The sequence below is a fragment of the Pseudomonas sp. RIT411 genome (assembly GCF_003057735.2).
GTDB lineage: Bacteria > Pseudomonadota > Gammaproteobacteria > Pseudomonadales > Pseudomonadaceae > Chryseomonas > Chryseomonas oryzihabitans.
The window spans coordinates 83,206-102,841 of record NZ_QBIZ02000014.1 but is presented as its reverse complement, the minus strand read 5'-3'; the positions used below and the strand labels follow the sequence as shown (position 1 = coordinate 102,841).

Here is a 19,636-nt window from a genome sequence, read left to right as displayed (position 1 = left end):
GTACCAGCGCGACGCCTGTCACGGATGCCGAGGCAAGCCACGGCGGTTTCGTGGAGCGGCACACAGCTCAGCTGACGTACGGTCATAACTGAAACATCTTTCTGTGAGCCAGTGCGGTGACGGGGTTTTGGCACCCCTTTATCATGCCGACGAATGGCTGACGCTTTGAGGGATCATTCAGCCATACCAAGGTCAATAGGTGGCCCAGTGATAGCACCAAGCGCCATTTCTGGAACCGCTATAAAAACAGACTATTCACCGAGCTAACTTCAAAGGGAACGTTATGAATGACATGACGGCTTGTGCATCGTTGGACTCCGCTGTTCTCTCCTCTGCCCCCGTAATGCTGCTGCAACCCAAGGTGGAAAATTGGGTGGTGGTGTATGCGCACGGCGGCCTGATCGCCGAATTCAGCGACGAGGCCTCGGCCCGCCGCGAAGCCGAGCAGTGGGCCGGGATCTGCCTGCGTCGCTAAAGACCGCTTTCGAATGACCTGCCTGCGCCATATAAAGATGGAAAGCAGTCACAGGCAGTTCATTACCCGCGCTACCCTTCTTCCTGCCCTGCCCAGGGGCCGCGCTGCCCGAATCCAGCCGCCGCGGCGTCCCGCTCCAAGCTGCCCGCCAGTCTACCCAGCTCGCATTTCCGCGGTTTTCGCCCGACATTAACGTTGTCTGGCGCACCTTCTGAGCCTTGCACTGCAACTTCCCGGCGTCTCTTCAGGCCTCATGGCGGATCGGGCCACGACCGCCCGACATTCCTACGTCTTCCGTCACTGTCCGGGACCTTGCCGATGACGCTACGCCTGAAATCCAAGCTCACCCTGTTGTTCACCCTGCTTTGCAGTCTGGCAGCCATGCCGGTCGCCCAGGCCGCCACACGGGACTTCCCCACCGATCTTGTGGGCCTGAATTTTTCCGGCGCCGGCTTCGCGCCCCACGTACTGCCGGGCAAACCGGGAACCAACTACTTCTTTCCCGACGCCGGCCATTACCGACGCTGGGCGGCCAAGGGCATCCGGGTGATCCGCTTCCCGGTCATCTGGGAGCGCCTCCAGCCCACGCTGGGACAACCCCTGGATCCCGCCTACGCCAAGCTGATCGACCAGACCCTGGACAACGCCAAGCGCTATCGCATGAGCGTGATCCTGGATCTGCACAACTACATGAGATACCGCGGCCAGGTCATCGGCAGCGCGGCGGTGCCCTATCCGGCCTACGCCGATGTCCTACGCCGGATCGCCCAGCGCTGGCACGAGCACCCCGCCCTCGCCGCCTACGACATCATGAACGAGCCCCACGATGCCGTGGAGCAATGGCCGGTGGCCGCCCAGCACGGTATCGACGCGGTGCGCGAGGTGGATCGGGCGCGTCCGCTCCTGATCGAAGGCAATGGCTGGTCCAGCAGCTATCTCTGGCCGCGCTACAACGCCAAGCTTCTCGGTCTCAAGGATCCGGCCGACAACCTGATCTATTCGGCGCACGTCTATTTCGACAATGACGGTGGCGGTAAGTACCTCAAGAAGGACATGACCGACTTCGATCCCGACGTCGGCATCCGGCGGGTCGAGCCCTTCATCACCTGGCTCAAGCAGCACGGCAAGCGCGGCCACATCGGCGAGTTCGGCGTGCCGGACAACGACCCCCGCTGGCTGGCCGCCATGGACCGCTTGCTGGCGCGGCTGCGCCAGGAATGCATCCCGGCCATGTACTGGGCAGCCGGCCCCAACTGGGGCGACTATCCGCTGGCGATCGAACCGGTCAAGGGAAAGCCCCGCCCACAATGGAAGGTGCTGCAAAAGTACGTGAAGCCGGCCGACTGCCAGACCCTGGGTCCCCGCTGAGCGAAGCGCCGCCAGGCAGCACGGGCGGCGCCTTCTTGCAGTCAGGTGACAACTTGTCTGGAAATCGGTGACTGCAATCACAAAACGCCGGGCCAGGGACGGCCTAGCAAGAACTTGCTGGATTTTGGCGATCAAAATGTAACAGCAAGTAATAGTTCGACTATTAAGAAGCTTGCGACGCACAAGAGCCAGGATGCCATGTCAGCTTTCACGTTCCCGCACTACCCCTCCGCTCTTTCCCCCTAACGGCAGCGCTGCATCCGTTCGCCTCTTCTTGCCGCACCCTCAGGGATATCCCATGGAAAGATTTGTCGCTTTGGATAGCTTTCGCGGTCTGTTGGCCGTCGCCGTCGTGCTGTTTCACACCTATGTCGCTCAGGCCGCCTCGGAAAATCCGCTGATCGCCAACGCCTACCTGTTCGTCGAGTTCTTCTTCGTGCTCAGCGGCTTCGTGCTCATGCACACCTATGAGAGCCGGCTGCGCACCCTGGACGATTATCGCGACTTCGCCATCAGTCGCGCGACGCGGATCCTGCCGCTGCATCTGGCCATGCTGGGTCTCTATGTGCTGCTGGAGTGCGGTCGCCTGCTGGCGGAAAAACTGGGGGTCGGCTTCAACGATCCGGCGTTCAGCGGCGCCACCGCGCCCGAGCAATTCCTGCCCAATCTGTTGCTGCTGCAATCCTGGCTGGGCCAGGCCATCACCGGCTCCTTCAACTACCCATCCTGGAGCATCAGCATCGAGTTCTACCTCTATCTGATCTTCGGCCTGCTGGTGCTCAAGGGCCAGGGTCATCAGCGCCAGTGGTTCCTGGCGATCGCCCTGCTGGCCTTCGTGCAGCTGCTGTTTCCCTTCCTGCCGCTGAAGACCGAGATCTTTCGCGGTCTGTCGTGCTTTTTTGCCGGCGCCTGCACCTATCGCCTCTATGTCTGGATCAAGCAGCACAACGGCGGACAATTCGGTGGCACCCTGCTGGAACTGGCCTGCCTGATCGCCGGTGCCGCGGTGATGACCTCCGATCTACCGGTGCCCAAGAAGGGCGTGCTGGCGACCCTGGTGTTCTGCGTCACCATCCTCACCTTTGCCTTTGAGCGCGGCCTGGTCTCCAGCGTGCTGCATCACGGCCTCTTCGTGCGCCTGGGGGTACTGTCCTATTCGATCTACCTGTGCCACGCCGCGGTGATCTTCGTGGTCAAGAGCGCCTTCATCGTGCTGGGCAAGTTGCTGCACCAGGACCTCACGGTGGTGGCGCCCTCCCATGACGCCCCGCTGCCCTTCATGATCCGCTATATCGCCACCGGCAGTGTCGTGCTGGACAACCTGGTGGTGGTGGTGGAACTGGCGGTGGTCTTCGCCTTCGCCTGCCTGACCCATAGATACATCGAGGTCCCGGGCATGGCGCTGGGCAAGCGTCTGGTGCGCCGCAAACGCACCCCACCCTGCTGCGACGGCAACATCCAGCCGCAGCGCTGAGCGGCGCCTGGTGCAGCCCTACCGACCTCGAGCCGGTGGGGCCGCCCTCTGCTATACTCCGCCCCCTCTTTTTTCGCTCTCGCCCAGGTTCATCCATGACCACCCAGGCCGCCGAAGTCGCCAAGCGCCGTACCTTCGCCATCATTTCCCACCCCGACGCGGGCAAGACCACCATCACCGAGAAGCTGCTGCTGATGGGCCAGGCCATCGCCGTCGCGGGCACGGTGAAGTCGCGCAAATCCGACCGGCACGCGACCTCCGACTGGATGGAGATGGAAAAGCAGCGCGGCATCTCCATCACCACCTCGGTGATGCAGTTCCCCTATCGCGAGCACATGATCAATCTGCTCGACACCCCCGGCCACGAAGACTTCTCCGAAGACACCTACCGCACCCTGACCGCGGTGGACTCGGCGCTGATGGTGCTCGACGGTGGCAAGGGCGTCGAACCCCGCACCATCGCCCTGATGGACGTCTGCCGCCTGCGCGACACCCCCATCGTCAGCTTCATCAACAAGCTCGACCGCGACATCCGCGATCCCATCGAACTGCTCGACGAGATCGAGGCGGTGCTCAAGATCAAGGCCGCGCCCATCACCTGGCCGATCGGCAGCTATCGCGACTTCAAGGGCGTCTATCACCTCTCGGACGACCGCATCTACGTCTATACCCCCGGCCATGGCCACGAGCGCATCGCCACCAAGACCATCGACAAGCTGGACTCCGACGAGGCCCGCGCGCACCTGGGCGATCTCTACGAGCGCTTCGTCGAGGAGCTGGAGCTGGTCCAGGGCGCCTGCCACGAATTTGATGGCGAGGCCTTCCTGCGCGGCGAGATGACCCCGGTATTCTTTGGTACCGCGCTGGGCAACTTCGGCGTCGACCAGGTGCTCGACGCCGTGGTCGACTGGGCTCCGCGCCCGCTGTCGCGCGCCGCTCACGAGCGGGTAGTGGAGCCGGTGGAAGAGAAGTTCTCCGGCTTCGTGTTCAAGATCCAGGCGAACATGGATCCCAAGCACCGCGACCGCATCGCCTTCATGCGCATCTGCTCGGGCAAGTACGAGAAGGGCATGAAACTGCGCCATGTGCGCATCAAGAAGGATCTGAAGATCGCCGACGCCCTGACCTTCTTCTCCAGCGAGCGCGAGCACCTGGACGAGGCCTTTGCCGGCGACATCATCGGCCTGCACAACCATGGCACCATCCAGATCGGCGACACCTTCACCGAAGGCGAAGCCCTGGGCTTCACCGGTATCCCGCACTTCGCCCCGGAACTGTTCCGCCGCGTGCGCCTCAAGGATCCGCTGAAATCCAAGCAGCTGCGCCAGGGTCTGCAGGAACTGGCCGAGGAAGGCGCCACCCAGGTGTTCTTCCCCGAGCGCAACAACGACATCGTGCTCGGCGCGGTGGGTGTGCTGCAGTTCGACGTGGTCGCCAGCCGCCTGAAGGAGGAATACAAGGTAGAGTGCGCCTACGAGGCCATCAACGTCTGGTCGGCGCGCTGGATCGAGTGCGACGACAAGAAGAAGCTCGAAGACTTCAAGAACAAGGCCTTCGAGAACCTGGCGGTGGACGGCGGCGGTCACCTCACCTACCTGGCGCCGACCCGGGTCAACCTGGCGCTGATGGAAGAGCGCTGGCCGGAGATCAAATTCCGCGCCACCCGCGAGCACCACTAAGCGCCATCGCCCTGACCGGTGCGCCTGGCACCGGTCAGGCGCACCCGCCCTCCTCCTGAAACCGTAGCGCCGGATCAGCCCTGGTCGGAAGACTCGGCCGCAGCTTCCAGCTCGACCATCGTCAGCTCCAGTTCCGCCCGCTCGGTCCACTGGCCGTCCAGTTCGGTGCGTACCGCCACGCCCAGCTCCTTGAAGTCGGCCACCTGCTTGACCAGGTTGCCCGGCCCGCCCACCAGTTGGCCGCAGGCCTTGCGATAGGCTTCGCCGGCCTTGTCCAGACTCTTGCCGATGCCGTCCATGCTGCCGAGAAAGGTGCGCAGCTTGTCGTAGACCTTGCCCGCGCGCTCGGCCAGTTCGGCGGTGTGGCGATTCTGGTCTTCGAAGCGCCAGAGCTGGCGGACGATGTTGAGGCTGGTGAGCAGGGTGGTCGGCGTCGCCACCAGGACATTCTGCTCGATGGCGCGCTGGAACAGACTCTCGTCGGCCTTGAGCGCCTCGACGAAGGCCGATTCGATGGGGATGAACAGGAAGACCATCTCCGGCGAATTCAGCCCCGGCAGGCTGAAGTATTCGCGATCGGCCAGTTCGCGGATACGCTCGCCCACGGCGCGCACGTGCTCGCCCAGGGCCAGGCGCCGCTCGCCCTCGTCTTCGCTGTTGACGTAGCGGGTATAGGCGTTGAGCGACACCTTGGCGTCCACCACCAGGTGCTTCTTCTGTGGCAGATGGACCAGCACGTCCGGTCGCCGGCGGCCGGTCTCGGTGGTGAAGCTGCGTTCGCGGACGAAGTCGCGCCCCTCGCGCAGGCCGGAGCGTTCCAGCACGTTTTCCAGGATGAGTTCGCCCCAGTTGCCCTGGGCCTTCTTCTGGCCGCGCAGGGCGGTGGCCAGGTCGTGGGCCTCCTGGGTGATCTGGCGGTTGAGCTCCTTGAGGTCGAGCAGTTGCTGGCCGAGGGCCGCCTGCTGCTGCACATCCTTGTGGTGGATGTCTTCGACCTTGGCGCGAAAACCCTCGATCTGCTCGCGGAAGGGCCGTAGGAGCGCATCCAGGGATTGCTGGCTGTGCTGGGCGAAGGCCTGGCCCTTGGCGTCGAAGATGCGTCCGGCCAGTTGCTCGAATTCCAGCTTGAGTTGCTCGCGACTCTCGCGCAGCAGCTGTTGCTGCGCCTGGAAGTGCTCTTCCTTCTGTTCCAGGGTGGTCCGGAGCGTCGCGTGTTCTTCGGTCAGGCGCGCATGGCGTTCCTGCACCTCGGCGTGCAGCTGCTGCTCGCGGTGCTGGCGCTCGCGCACCTCGGCGAGCTGCTCCTGGATGCCCTGCAGCTGGGCGCGGGTGGCCTCGGCCAGGGCGTGCTGTTCGGCGGCCTGCAGCTGCGCCTGGCGGGTCTGCTGGCGCAACTCGGCTTCCAACTCGCGATTGGCCTCCAGCTGGCGCTGCAGGGCGGCGGTGCGTTCGCGCTCGGCGCCCAGCTCCACCACCTGGCGACCGTTGGCCAGCTCGGCGCGTTGCAGGTCGTCGCGCAGCATGTCGTAGCGCTCGGCGGCACTGTCGAGTTGCTGTTGCAGATAGCGCTGGCGCCCGGTCAGCCAGACGGCCGAACCCGCCCAGCCGGCCAGCAGCAACAGGGGAAGCACAAGGGAAACGAAAGGCAGGGAAGTCATGGCGCTCTCATCGCGGACGGCTCCCCTCACCTTAGGCAGGCGCGAGGGGAGCGTCCAGCGTTTATCTGTACATTTACACAGTGTTTCGCAAATCCAGGTCCAGGCCGCTGACGCGGCGGACCCGACGGGCCACCGCCTCGGCGAAGATGCCGCTCCGGGCCTCGATCAGGGTGAAATCATCGCGCGCCCGGGTGATGCCGGTATAGACCAGCTCCTTGGTCAGCACCGGACTGAGCTGCTCGGGCAGCAGCAGCGCGGTATGGGCGAATTCCGAGCCCTGGGACTTGTGCACGGTCATGGCGAACACCGTCTCCACCGCCGCCAACCGGCTGGGCAGGACGAATCTCAGACCGCCGCTGCCATCGCCGCGCGGGAAGGCGACCCGCAGGACCTTGCGTCCCGGATGGGTGGCGTCGGGCAGGCAGAGGGTGATGCCGATGTCGCCGTTCATCAGCCCCAGGCTATAGTCGTTGCGCGTCACCAGCACCGGACGGCCCTCGTACCAGCCGTGCTCGCCCGCGAGCAGGCCGGCCGCCAGCAGGGCGCTGGCGATGCGCAGGTTGAGGCCTTCCACGCCCCAGGGGCCCTTGCGCACGGCGCAGAGCAGCTGGAAGTCGTCGAAGGCGGACAATACCTGGCCGGCCCAGAGCGTCCAGGCGGGATCCTCCAGAACGGTATCCAGTTGGGGCCGCGCCTCCTGCAGGACCTCGAGATAATGACGATAGCCCCGGGCGCGCCCGCGTCCCTCCAGCACCAGGCGTTCCAGGGCGCGATCCTCCGGCCCCTTGAGCAGCACCCGATGGAGATCGGCATAGCCGCCGTCGACCAGCACCTGCTGAGCACCCTGGCCGTCCTGGGCATTGACCCGGCGGGCCAGCTGGCCGATCCCGCTGCCGGCGCCGAAACGCCGTGAGCGCCTGAGCATCACCACCTGCTGCGCCAGGGCGTCAGCCTGATCGTCGCCGACCGCCAGGGCCGTCTGGGCCAGCGACTGGCCGCTCACCGCTTCCAGCCAGGCGCGGGTGGCTGGGCTGTAGCGCCCGGCTTCGGCATCGCGGCAGAGATCACCCAGCACCGCCCCTGCCTCCACCGAGGCCAACTGATCCTTGTCACCGAGCAGGATGAGGCGCGCCCGCGGCGGCAAGGCCGCCAACAGGCTAGCCATCATCTCCAGGTCGATCATCGAGGCCTCGTCCACCACCAGTACATCCAGCGGCAACGGCTGTCCGCGGTGATGGCGGAAGTGGCGGGTATTGGGGCGACTGCCCAGCAGCCGATGCACCGTGGTCACCCCGGTGGGGATGTGCCGGCGCAGTTCGTCATCCACCGGCAGGCGACTGACCTGGCCGCCGATGGATTCGGTGAGGCGCGCGGCCGCCTTGCCGGTCGGTGCGGCCAGGCGGATGCGCAAGGGGCGACCGGCCGCCACCGCGGGCGCTTGGAGCAGCGCCAGCAGGCGCACCACGGTGGTGGTCTTGCCAGTGCCGGGGCCGCCGGTGACGATGCTGAAGGCACCGCGCACCGCCAGGGCGCAGGCCAGTTTCTGCCAGTCGGGTTCGCCACCCGCGTCGGGGTCCGGCGGAAACAGCCGATCGAGACGCTCGGCGAGATCCGCCGGCAAAGGTTCGTGGGTGGCCAGGCGCTGGCGCAGGCTGGCCGCCACCGCGCGTTCGTAATTCCAGTAGCGACGCAGGTAGAGGCGCTCGCCACCCAGCACCAGCGGTCGTTCCGGACAGCTGCCGTCGCCATCGACCAGGTCGCTGTCCAGCAGCGCCCGCTGCCAGGCCTCGAGGGTCTGGCCGTGCAGCAGTTGCGACGGCAAGAGCGAGGCGCGCGCCTCGTCGCCCTCGGGCGGCAGCGACAGGGCGGCATCGGGATTGCGCAGGGTGGCGGCGAGATCCAGGCAGACATGGCCATGGCCGAGCTGATGGCTGGCCAGGGCCGCGGCCAAGAGCACCGCCGAGTCGCCCTGGGGTTCGAGTTCGCCGAGAAAGCCGGTGAAGGCCCGGTCCACCTGGCGCAACCAGCCGCGCTGCACCCAGAGCTCCAGCAGGCGAAAGAGGTCGTCCCGCTGTTCGAGCGGGGCAAGCGGGCGCTCCTGGGCCAGGGACGCCAGGCGCAACAGCCGTTCGGTGGCGGGGCTGAAATCAGACATGAGCATTCTCCGCACCGCTGAACAACAGATCCAGGGTCTCGATCAGCGCCTGGGCGGGCCGCTCGACGAAGACGCCGTGGCCGGCCGGATCGCAGCCGCGCAGGAAGAGGTAGACGGCGCCGCCGAAGTGGCGCTCGTAGCTGTAGTCGGGCAGCCGCGCCTTGAGCAGCCGGTGCACGGCCAGGCTGTAGAGCACGTACTGCAGGTCATAGCGCTTGGCCAGGACGGCCTCCTCCATGGCCGCGCGGGTATAGGCGCCGGCTTCGGCGCCCAGCCAGTTGGACTTGTAGTCCACCACGAAATAGCGCCCCTCGTGTTCGAAGACCAGATCGATGAAGCCCTTGAACAGGCCGTTGAGCTGCCCCGGCTCCAGCATCGGCCGCACCTGGCCGCGGTGGGTACCACGACTCACCAGGTCATCCAGCCGCTCCAGATCGACGCCATGGGTGGCGAACCAGAATTCCATCTCCACCTGGTAGCGCGCCAGTTCGCCCAGGCGCTGGCTGCCCCCCGGCAGGGGCAGCGGCAGCGCCAGCAACTGGCGCAGCCAGCCCTGCAGGATGGGAATCCAGTGATTCCAGCCGCGCCGCTGGCAACGCCGGGCGATCAGGTCGTCCAGCCGCTCGGGCGCCGCCTGGATGGCGGTGAAGCCTTCCTCGCCGACCCACTCCAGCAGGCTGTGCAGGAAGGTGCCCGGGCCGGGGCCGCGGGGAAAGCGATGCAGGTCTTCACCGGCTGCGGGCTGGCGGGCCTCGTCGGGAGCGAGGCGGTCGTCGTCGAACAGCTTCTGGGCCGCCGGGGTATCCAGGTCCAGCTCCAGGTTGAACGGGCCCTCTTCCCGCGCCTCGCCCAGGCGCGTACCGATCCGCAGGGCGCTGTAGGAGGCGATCCACCAGTCCTCGCGAGCCGCCCGACGCGCCGTCAGCGCCTTGAGGGTCACCGGCGCTTCGCGGGCTTCGGGCAGGCGTGCCGGACTGGCCTCGGGGAGCGGCAGGATAAGAGTGTCGGGCTGGGCGTCGATCAGGGTGGTCAGGGCGGTGCCCAGGGCCGCCGAACTCGCCAGGGGCTCGCCGCCGGTGGCCAGGTAGCCGAGGGCACTGCGGGCGAAGCCGGATTCCTTGCTGCGCCCGCGCTTGAGATCGGCCACCCCGACCCAGCAGGCATGGCGGGCCCGGGTCAGGGCGACATAGAGCAGGCGCAGGTCTTCGGCCAGGCGCTCGTCGTCGGCGCGGGCCAGTTCCTCGGCGGAGGGCTTGAAGGTGCGGCGCAGCTGGCCTTGGTCATCGTGATAGCGCAGCGGCAGGGTCGTGCCTTCTTCGGCGCGATAGGCGCAGGCGAAGGGTAGGAACACCAGGGGATATTCCAGGCCCTTGGACTTGTGCACCGTCACCACCTTGACCAGCTCGGCGTCGCTTTCCAGGCGCAGGATCTGCTCGTCGGCGGCGCCTTGGGCGGCCAGTTGCTCGGCCAGGTGGCGGATCAGCGCCTGCTCGCCATCCAGCTCGCCGGCGGCACGCTGCAGCAGTTCGGCGAGGTGCAGCAGATTGGTCAGCACCCGCTCGCCATCGGCGCGAGCCATCAGCCGCTGCGGCAGGCGGAAGTCCTGCAGCAGGCGGCGCAGCATGGGCAGCATGCCCTGGCCGCGCCATAGCTGGCGATAGCCGCGGAATTGCAGCACCCGCGCCTCCCAGGCCTGCTCGTCGTGGTTGAGGGCATCCAGTTCGGCCAAGGGCAGGTCGAGGGTCAGGCTGCCCAGGGCCGCACGCAGCCGGCGATCCACATCGGGCTCGGCGCAGGCCTTGAGCCAGTCCAGCAGGCAGCGGGCCTCCTGGGCGGTGAACACCGAATCCTTGTCCGACAGATAGACGCTGCGCACCCCGCGCCGCACCAGCGCCTGGCGTACCGCCTGGGCCTCGCTGCCGGCGCGCACCAGGATGGCGATGTCGGCGGGCCGCAGTGGCGTGAACTCGCCGTCTTCGCGCCGAAAGCCGGCCTTGGCCTCGGCGGCCAGGGTCAGCAACCGGACGATCTCACTGGCGGTGCTCTCGGCCAGGGCGGCGCGATAGGCGGTGCCGGCCAGGGGCTCGTCTCCGGCCAGCTGCCAGAAGGTCAGGGCCGCACCCGGCGTGCCGTCGATCTCCAGCGCTTCACGCCGCCCCTGGGCGCTGACCGGCTCGAAGGGCACCGGATTGTCCTCGCCCTGGCGGAAGAGGAAGGCCGCCCGCGGGGCCGTGGCCTCGCCATGGGCGAACACCTGGTTGACCGCCGCGACCATGGCGGCGGTGGAACGGAAGTTGGTGTCCAGCGAGTGCAGGTGGCCGGCATTGGCGCGACGCGCCTGCAGGTAGGTATGGATGTCGGCGCCGCGAAAGGCATAGATGGCCTGCTTGGGATCGCCGATCAGGAACAGCCCGGTGCCCTCCCCCGCGCCATAGACGCTGCTGAAGATGCGGTACTGTACCGGGTCGGTGTCCTGGAATTCGTCGATCAGTGCCACCGGGAATTGCTCGCGGATCAGCGCCGCCAGCCGCGCGCCGGCGCCATCGGCCTGCAGCGCCCGATCCAGACGGGTGAGGATGTCGTCGAAACCCAGTTCGGCGCGGCGCAGCTTCTCGCGCTCGAATTTCTGCTGCACCCAGGCCGCCGCGTGCTCCAGCAGCGGCACCTCGGGGCTGGGCAGCTCGGCCAGTTGTCCGGGTAAGCGCGCCATGGCCGCCAAGGCCGGATGATCCGGCGGACTGGCCTTGGTCCAGACCTCGGCGAAGCCCTCCTCGGTCAGCCGGATAAAGCCGGTGCCGATATCCAGGTCCTCGCTGGCGGGGTTGTCCGCCCAGGCGACCAGCTTGTCGCACCAGGGCCCGAAGAATCGCTTCTGCAACTTGCGACCGTCGACCACCTTGGCGTCGCAGCCGGCCTGGCAGAGGTCGCGCACCTCTTCCGCCCACCGGGCCCAAGGCGCCTTGAGGTGTGCCAACCGCTCGCGACGCTCCGTCAGGGCGGTGGCCAGCAAGGCGGCCGGTTCACCCTGGGGCGCGCCCAGGGCCTCGCTCAGCAAGGGTCGCAGGCGCGCGGCCAGGGCGCAGGGCTCGCCCCAGTGCTCGATGACCCAGTCCAGCGCCTCGCCCTCCAGCGGATAGCAAAAGCGTCGCCAGTAGTCGCGCACCACCTGGGCGAGCAGCTCGCTCTGGTCCTGCTCCAGGTTCTGCACGAAGAGACTGCCGCTGTCGAAGGCGTGCTCGCGCAGCATGCGCTGGCACCAGCTGTGAATGGTGGAAACGGCCGCCTCGTCCATCCACTGGGCGGCGATGTCCAGGCGCCGGGCGCAATCGGCCCAGGCCTCGACCGGAAAGTCCTCGCGCAACTCGGCGAGCAGCGGATCGGGCGCGGCGATCTCGTCGCGAAAGAAGCGCGCCGCCTCGGCGAGGCGATGGCGAATACGATCGCGCAATTCCTGGGTGGCGGCATCGGTAAAGGTCACCACCAGGATCTGTGGCGGCAGCAGTTCGCGGCCGAAGGCCGTCTCGGGCGTACCGTGGCCCAGCACCAGACGTACATAGAGTGCGGAGATGGTGAAGGTCTTGCCCGTCCCGGCGCTGGCCTCGATCAGCTGATTGCCCTGCAGCGGAAAGCGCAGGGCGAGCGGACGCTGACTCATGCCTGGCCCTCCCCGCCCACTACCTGCCAGCCAGCGGTGTGTACCGGCGCATAGAGGGTCTGGCACCAGCCGTCGAATTCCTCGTCGACCAGCAAGGCGGCGAAGTCTGGATACTGCCGACGCAGCGCCGGATGGGTCGCCGCCTCGCCCTGATAGGCCTGCTCGGCTGCGGCCAGGGCCTTGTCCGGGTCATTGGCCAGCCAGGCGAAGGCGGTGCGGGGCGCGACGGGAAGCGGACGCCGCTGCCCCAGGGCCCAGGCGTCCAGCAATTCGTTCAGCTGCCGGCGGGCCAGCTCGGCGTCCAGTGGCGCCAGCAACAGGGTCAGATCGGTCGCCACCACTGCGGTGGTCAGCTGCAGCCCGCCGGCCGCGGCGACCAGATGCTGTACCCAGGGGCGCAGCAGCCGGTGCCACTTGCGGGTGCGCGTATTGCCCAGGCCATTGGCCTGAGCGGTCAGGGCCAGCAGGCCCTCGGGACCGCGGCGCAGCCGTTCGAGGTTGGCCACCAGTTGCAGCTCGCGATGTTCGATATCCAGGGTCAGGGCCTCTTCCAGGGGTTCGGGCCAGCGCAGAATCAGGGCCTCGACCTGGGCCACCACGGCGGGCAGCGGCTCGCGCAAGGCCCGCCCGGCCCGCTCGCCAAAACCCGCCAGCGGCAGCCGACCACTGCCGCGCAGGCGCTCCGCGGCGGCCATAAGCGCCTGATCCGCCTCGGCCGGCGCGGCCAGAGCCGCCGCCAGCAGGTCTTCGCCCAACTGGTAGCGGGTCAGGGCGTCCAGGCCGAAAGGCTCTTCGTCTTCCGCCGGCGCATCGGGCGGCGCGAAATGCACCTTGAGGCGATTGGCGAAGAACAGGTCCACCGGTCCGCGCAGAAAACGGGCGAGATCATCGAGGCCCAGGGGCTCTTCGGGCACCAGTGGCGGCAACAGCTCATCCTCGTCACGCGTGGTGCGGTCATGCACGCCCAGCCACTCGGCCGCGAAGCTGAAATAGCCGCGCTCGCCGCGGAAGTAGCGGGCACTGAAGGGTTGCAGGGGATGCTCCTGGGTCAGGGCCGTGAGCAGGCGCTCCGGTTCCTCTTCATGGCCGGCCAGCCGCCAACCGGCCTGGAGATGGTCGCGCAATTGGGCGACCAGCACCGACGGCGGGCGCTCGCTGTTGTCGCGGATGCTGCGCCCCACCCAGCTGATATAGAACTGATCGCGTGCCGAGAGCAGCGCTTCCAGCAGCAGATAGCGGTCGTCCTCCCGTCGCGAGCGGTCCCCGGGACGGTAGTCCTGGGCCATGAGATCGAAATCCAGCGGCGACTGGATGCGCGGATAGGCACCGTCATGCATGCCCAGCAGGCAGACCACGCGGAAGGGAATGGCCCGCATGGGCATCAGGGTGCAGAAATTGACCGCGCCGGCGAGAAAGCGCTGGGCCAGGCCACCGCTGTCCAGCCCCGCCAGCCAGGCCTCGCGCACCACGGTGAGCGGCAGCTCCTCGTCCAGCGCCACGTCCTCGCACAATTCCAGCCAGCGCTCGCGCAGATTCTCCAACTGTTCCAGCAGGTATTCGTCGTGCTCGTCCTGGGGGCTGAAGAACAGCGCCAGCAGCGCCTGCAGGCGGGCGCCCCACTCTGCCGGTCGCGCCGGCTGGGCCAGCGCCGCCTGGGCCGCGTCCAGGGCGTCGAGCAGATCCACCAGCGGCCCGACCAGGGCCGCGTCCAGGCCGCCCACCTCGTCGAAGGGCTCGATATCCCCCAGGGCCGCGCCGCTGCCGACGGCGTAGCCCAGCAGCATGCGCCTCAGGCCGAACCGCCAGGTGTTCTGCGTCAGCCCTTCCGGCAGATCAAGGCGACTGCGCTGCTCGGCATCCAGCCCCCAGCGCACGCCAGCGCCTTCCAGCCAGAGGTGCAGGGTTGGCAGATCGCCCTCGCGCAGGCCGAAGCGGGCGCGCAGCGCCGGCACGTCCAGCAGGTCGAGGATCTCGCTCAGGGCGAAACGGCTGTCGGGCAGCTGCAGCAGATGCTCCAGGGCGATCAGCAAGGGTTGGAAACCGCGCTGGTGCTGGTCGGCCAGGCTGAAGGGGATGAAGCGCGGATCGCCACGCTCGAGCTGGCCGAACACCGCGCGGATGTGCGGCGCATAGGCATCGATGTCCGGCACCATGACGATAACGTCGCGCGGCCGGAGGCTGCTGTCGCTGCTGAAGCGCGCCAGCAGCTGGTCGTGAAGGATCTCCACCTCGCGCTGGGGACTGTGGGCCACATGGAAGCGCATGGACCTGTCCCGCGCCGGATCGACCGCCGGCCAGCGCTCGCGGGTCTCGCTCAGCGGACGCAATTCGAGAATGTCGTCCTGCAACTGGCCGAGCAGGTGCTGGGGTTCGGCCTCGGCGAAGAGGTCGATGCGCCCGCCATTGAGGGCCTCGAACAGGCGGCGATAGCCATCGGGTTCGTCGAATTCGTCCAGCAGATGGATGTAGTCGCGGCCCTGCTTGCCCCAGCTGGCCAGCAGCGGCTGGCCGTGCTGGTGCAGCGCCTCGGCATCCAAGGTCTGTGGCATGCCCGGCTTGCGCTGCTGGCGGCGATAGTTCTGCCGCAGCAGATCCTGGTCGGCGACGATGTCGGACCAGTGATGGCGACAGGGATTGTGCACGCAGAGCAGCACCTGGCTGAACTGGGCCAGGGCGGCCAGGGCTTCGAGGGTCTGCGCCGGAATCGCCGACAGCCCAAAGATCACCACCCGCCGCGGCAGACCGGCAGGCGGCTCGGTCGCCGCCTGCATGACCTCAAGAAAGCGCCGGTGCACCCCGGCCCGACTGCGGGCCAGACCGCCATCGCCCACATCGTCCAGCAGCGCCCGCCACAGCTGCGCCTGCCAGCGGCAACTTTCCGGCAAGGGACGCCGACCGTCGCGCAGGCTGGCCAGCAGATCGCGCCCCGCCGCCCAGTCGTTGAGCCAGTCGGCGCGATAGACCTGGTAGCCGTCATAGAGATCGGCCAGGCGCTCGGCCAGCTGATAGCGCTTGCGCAGATCGCCGTCATCGTCGAGAAAGCGCCGCAGGGCGGCGAAGTCCGGTTGCAGGAGCAGGGTCGGCAGGAGCCGCATCAGGCGCCAGGTCAGGGGCGCGCGGTCCAGCGGCGAGGATGGCGGGACCTGGTCACGCCCCAATACCTGGCGATAGGTCCGCCAGAGGAAGGCCGCCGGCAACTGCACCTCGAGGGCCGCAGCGACCCCGCAGCCACCCTCATCATCACCGCGCGGATCCTCGGCCAGCGCCAGCTTGAGCCACTGGGCGATGCCATTGCTCTGCACCAGCACCTGTTCGTTTTCCAGCGGCGCCAGGGGATACCGCCGCATCCAGCCGACCGCCAGGCCACGCAGCTCCTCGAGCCGATTGCCATGTACCACCATGAATCCGGGAGTGAGCGCCTCGGACATCCTACGCCTCGCTGTTCGCTATCTGCGGCCAGGGTAAGGATCACCCGCGCCAGACACCAGCCCGCAATGTGTTGACCGACGCATGACGCAGTGCACAGCCGCTCCGTCCACCCGCCTATCGCGGGACTCGAGCCGGTAGACTCAGCCGCTATCGGCCGCCGGCCTTCGACAGGATGTTTTCATGCGTTTCCTCGTTGCCCTTCCCCTGCTTCTGGGCGCCGCCCTCGCCCATGCCGACAACGGCGAGCCCGTCGACTGCGCCAGCCTGCAGGCGCAGTTGCCCTTGCCTCTGCTCCAGCAGACCTCCGGCCTGCCCCTGGCCTATGCCCGGCAGATCGCCGGCGGCTGCGCCTTCACCGATCGCGACACCGGCCAGCCGGCCAACTACCTGCTGGGCCTGTCGGCGGGCTACGAGAATGGCGGTCGGGCGCTGGCCAAGCTGCGTCGGCAGGTGCAGTCCTTGAGCGAACAACTGGAGTGCAAGGCCATCGACGGCCTGGGCGAAGGCGCCAGCGCCTGCAGCAAGCCCTTGCTGGGCACCCAGGTGTTCTTCATCAAGCGTGACCGTATTCATACGGTGACGGCATCCAGCCCGCTGGAATACGAGAAACCCGAGCTGGCGGCCAAGCTGCGCCAGGCGGCCCAGGCAACCGCCCAGGCCTGGGCACAGCGGCTATAGGGGAAGGCGCGCCCTAGTGGCCGCGCCGATTGAGGTCTTCCGAATAAAGATCGTCTTCCAGCTCATTGCCGGGGATGGCGTGCTCTTCCGCCGCCCAGGCGCCCAGGTCGATCAGTTTGCAGCGGTCGGAACAGAAGGGCCGGTTGGCGCTCTTCTCGCTCCATTCCACGGGTGCGCCACAGGTGGGGCAGTCCACGGTAAGAGTGCTCATGCTTGGCCTCCGTCAAGGGTCAGATAAAAGGAATGCAGGCGCTCCACCTCGGTGTGGAGCTGGGCGAGATCGCCGTCGTTGCAGATGACGTCATCGGCCTTGGCCAGCCGCTCGGCGCGCGGCAACTGCGCCGCCAGGATGGCCCGCACCTGAGTCTCGTCCACCCCGTCGCGACGCATGGCTCGTTCGAGCTGCAGCGCTTCCGGCACGTCTATCACCAGCCCCCGCCGGACCAGCGCCCGCTGCCCGGATTCGAACAGCAGCGGCGACACCAGGATGGCATAGGGCGACGCTGCGCGGGCCAAGGCCGCCAGGATTTCCTGGCGAATGAGAGGATGCAGCAGGGCTTCGAGCCAGCGCCGCTCGGCCGGATCGGCAAAGATCGCGGCTCGCAGCGCCGCTCGATCCAGGCTGCCATCCGGCTGCAAGACAGCGGGCGAAAAATGCCCGGCGATCTCAGCCAACGCCGGTCGTCCTGGCTCAACCACCCAGCGGGCGGCCTGGTCAGCATCGACACAGGTGATGCCCAGTTGGGCAAAGTGCTCGGCAGCGGCGCTCTTGCCACTGCCGATGCCCCCGGTCAGGCCGAGGGTCCAGGCAGAAGTCATCGGAATCCGGCGAAGTTCAGGTACAGGCCGGTTATTTGATCACCCCAGAGCAAGGCAATCCACCCCGCCACGGCGAGATAGGGACCGAAGGGCAAGGGCGTGCTGCTTTCCGCCCGCCGCAGCCGCAGGGTAATGACACCCAGAATGGCGCCCACCAGCGACGACAGCAGGATGGTCAGGGGCAGGATCTGCCAACCGCCCCACGCGCCGAGCAGCGCCAGCAGCTTGAAGTCGCCATAGCCCATGCCTTCCTTGCCGGTCACCAGGCGGAACAGCTGAAACACCAGCCACAGACTCAGATACCCCGCCACCGCGCCCCAGACCGCATCACCCAGATTGGTGAACAGGCCGAACTGGTTGACGATCAGCCCCAGCCACAGTAGCGGCAGGACGATAATGTCCGGCAACAGTTGGTGATCAGCATCGATCAGACTGGCCGCCAGCAAGCCCCAGGTCAGCAACAGGAAGGCCCCGCCCTGCCAGGTCACGCCCAGATGCCAGATGACCCAGGCCGACAGCAGCCCACAGGCCAGCTCCACCAGCGGATAACGCAGGCTGATAGAGGCCTGACACCCATTGCAGCGACCGCGCAGGAGCAGATAACTCAGCACCGGCACATTTTCCCAGGGCCGCACGGCGCGCTGGCAATGAGGGCAGCGGGAAGCAGGTCGCGCCAGGTTGAAGGGGGCGCCTGCCGGCTCGGCCGGCAGCTCCAGCACCTCACGCGCCTCCGCCTGCCAAGCCCGCCACAGCATCACCGGCAGGCGATAGACCACCACATTGAGAAAGCTGCCCATCAGCAGCCCCAGGACCAGCGCGCACAACGCCGCGGCCAGCGGCGCGCCGGCCAAAAATTCCAGCAGCGCCATCAGACCACCGAGCCGAGCTGGAAGATGGGCAGGTACATGGCAATGATCAGACCACCCACCAGAACCCCCAGGACCGCCATGATCATCGGCTCCATCAGGGTGGTGAGGTTGTCGACCATGTTGTCGACCTCGTCTTCATAGAAGGTCGCGACTTTGGACAGCATCTCGTCCAGCGAGCCCGACTCCTCACCAATGGCCGTCATCTGGATGGCCATCGAAGAGAACACCCCGGTAGTACGCATGGAGAAGTTGAGCTGCATACCGGTGGACACATCGCCCTTGATCTTCTCCACGGCATTGCGGAACACCACGTTGCCGGTTGCCCCTGCTACCGAGTCCAAGGCATCCACCAGCGGGACACCCGCCGCAAAGGTAGTGGCCAGGGTCCGGGCATAACGGGCAATGGCGGACTTATAGAGAATTGAGCCAATGAGCGGGATCTTCAGCAGCCCCCGATCCGTAGCGTCACGAAACTTCTCCGACTTCTTGTAGAAGTGCCGCAGGACGAAAGCCAGCACAAAGATTCCGCCCAGTACCAGCAACCACCACTCCTGCAAGACCTCGGAAATGGCGATGACCATAAGGGTAAAGGCCGGCAACTGAGCACCGAAGCCCTCGAACACCGATTGGAATTGAGGCACTACCTTGATCAATAGAATGGCCGACACGATCACCGCGACGACGATGACCGCCGCAGGATAGGTCATGGCCTTCTTGATCTTCTTCTTCAACGCCTCGGTCTTTTCCTTGTAGGTGGCTACCCGATCCAGCAAGGTCTCCAAGGCACCCGATTGCTCACCCGCATCCACTAGGTTGCAATAGAGATCGTCGAAATACTGCGGCTGCTTGCGCAAGGAGTTAGCGAGGCTGTTACCTGCGGCGACGTCCTGCTTGATGTCGTCGACCATCTTGCGCATGTTGGGATTGTCGAAGCCCTCGCCGATGATGTCGAAGGCCTGCAGCAGGGGCACTCCTGCGGTCATCATAGTCGCCAGCTGCCGGGTGAACAGGGCGATATCCATGGGCTTGATCTTCTTGCCCTTGCTGAATAGCGACGCTGACTTCTTGCGCACCCGGGTCGGATTGATGCCCTGCTTGCGCAACTGCGCCTTGATCAACGCCGGATTCAGGCCCGTCATCTCGCCCTTCACCTTGGTCCCTTTGCGATCGGTCCCCTCCCAGGTGAAGCTGCCCATCTTGATAGCTTTATCGGCCATGGCCTCGACTCGTCAAAGGCTCGGCCCGCGGTGGCGAGCCCGTCAAAAGAATGCTCTGTTCAGAGCCGGTTGCCGCTTTAAAGGCAAGCATCGCGCCAAACATCGACGGCTTTAGCGTTCTGCGGCAATCAAGACGCGTGGACAGCAATCATGCGATGCA

Annotated in this window: 13 protein-coding genes; 5 read left to right on the top strand and 8 right to left on the bottom strand. The window is 66.7% G+C overall.

Translation table 11 applies throughout. From position 1 onward, the window contains the following. The first annotated feature begins 283 nt into the window (after positions 1-283). From DBY63_RS24900 to DBY63_RS18185, 4 genes are all read left to right on the top strand, one after another. Positions 284-475, top strand: a complete 192-nt coding sequence (locus tag DBY63_RS24900; protein WP_132832793.1) for a hypothetical protein — start codon at positions 284-286, stop codon at positions 473-475. Positions 476-793: 318 nt separating this feature from the next. Next, entirely contained in the window at positions 794-1,843 is a 1,050-nt protein-coding gene (locus DBY63_RS18195) for a glycoside hydrolase family 5 protein (RefSeq protein WP_074583942.1), read from the top strand. A 298-nt stretch (positions 1,844-2,141) separates the two neighbouring features. Beyond that, positions 2,142-3,317: an acyltransferase gene (locus DBY63_RS18190; protein WP_027600209.1), complete on the top strand. Its 1,176-nt coding sequence runs from the start codon at positions 2,142-2,144 to the stop codon at positions 3,315-3,317. A 95-nt stretch (positions 3,318-3,412) separates the two neighbouring features. Then, entirely contained in the window at positions 3,413-4,996 is a 1,584-nt protein-coding gene (locus DBY63_RS18185) for a peptide chain release factor 3 (RefSeq protein WP_007160937.1), read from the top strand. 74 nt (positions 4,997-5,070) lie between these two features. On the opposite strand, the gene rmuC is transcribed toward DBY63_RS18185, so the two are convergent. The 4 genes from rmuC to recC form a co-directional block, all read right to left on the bottom strand. Further along, a complete protein-coding gene (gene rmuC / locus DBY63_RS18180) occupies positions 5,071-6,654 on the bottom strand; it encodes a DNA recombination protein RmuC (RefSeq protein ID WP_108582494.1) in 1,584 nt (527 codons plus the stop codon). Between the two features lie 73 nt (positions 6,655-6,727). Continuing rightward, positions 6,728-8,809, bottom strand: coding sequence for an exodeoxyribonuclease V subunit alpha (recD, locus tag DBY63_RS18175; RefSeq protein WP_108582495.1), 2,082 nt, complete (start codon positions 8,807-8,809; stop codon positions 6,728-6,730). Beyond that, positions 8,802-12,464 carry an exodeoxyribonuclease V subunit beta gene (recB, locus tag DBY63_RS18170; RefSeq protein WP_108582496.1) on the bottom strand — a complete coding sequence of 1,221 codons (3,663 nt, stop codon included), beginning with the start codon at positions 12,462-12,464 and terminating at the stop codon, positions 8,802-8,804. The genes recD and recB overlap by 8 nt, the downstream gene beginning before the upstream one ends. Continuing rightward, complete coding sequence (gene recC, locus DBY63_RS18165) at positions 12,461-15,892, bottom strand: exodeoxyribonuclease V subunit gamma (protein ID WP_108582497.1); 3,432 nt, start codon at positions 15,890-15,892, stop codon at positions 12,461-12,463. The genes recB and recC overlap by 4 nt, the downstream gene beginning before the upstream one ends. 181 nt (positions 15,893-16,073) lie before the next feature. Here recC and DBY63_RS18160 point away from each other — a divergent pair, with 181 nt between their 5' ends. Beyond that, entirely contained in the window at positions 16,074-16,571 is a 498-nt protein-coding gene (locus DBY63_RS18160) for a hypothetical protein (protein WP_108582498.1), read from the top strand. Positions 16,572-16,584: 13 nt separating this feature from the next. On the opposite strand, the gene yacG is transcribed toward DBY63_RS18160, so the two are convergent. From yacG to DBY63_RS18140, 4 genes are read right to left on the bottom strand one after another with little or no spacing between them, the layout of a single operon-like run. Beyond that, positions 16,585-16,782, bottom strand: a complete 198-nt coding sequence (yacG, locus tag DBY63_RS18155) for a DNA gyrase inhibitor YacG (RefSeq protein ID WP_007160931.1) — start codon at positions 16,780-16,782, stop codon at positions 16,585-16,587. Next, positions 16,779-17,390 carry a dephospho-CoA kinase gene (gene coaE / locus DBY63_RS18150; protein ID WP_108582499.1) on the bottom strand — a complete coding sequence of 204 codons (612 nt, stop codon included), beginning with the start codon at positions 17,388-17,390 and terminating at the stop codon, positions 16,779-16,781. The genes yacG and coaE overlap by 4 nt, the downstream gene beginning before the upstream one ends. Further along, positions 17,387-18,259 (bottom strand): A24 family peptidase, encoded by an 873-nt coding sequence (locus DBY63_RS18145; RefSeq protein WP_108582500.1) that lies wholly within the window; start codon positions 18,257-18,259, stop codon positions 17,387-17,389. The genes coaE and DBY63_RS18145 overlap by 4 nt, the downstream gene beginning before the upstream one ends. Then, positions 18,259-19,476 (bottom strand): type II secretion system F family protein, encoded by a 1,218-nt coding sequence (locus tag DBY63_RS18140; protein WP_108582501.1) that lies wholly within the window; start codon positions 19,474-19,476, stop codon positions 18,259-18,261. Before DBY63_RS18140 ends, DBY63_RS18145 begins: the two co-directional genes overlap by 1 nt. Positions 19,477-19,636 lie beyond the last annotated feature (160 nt).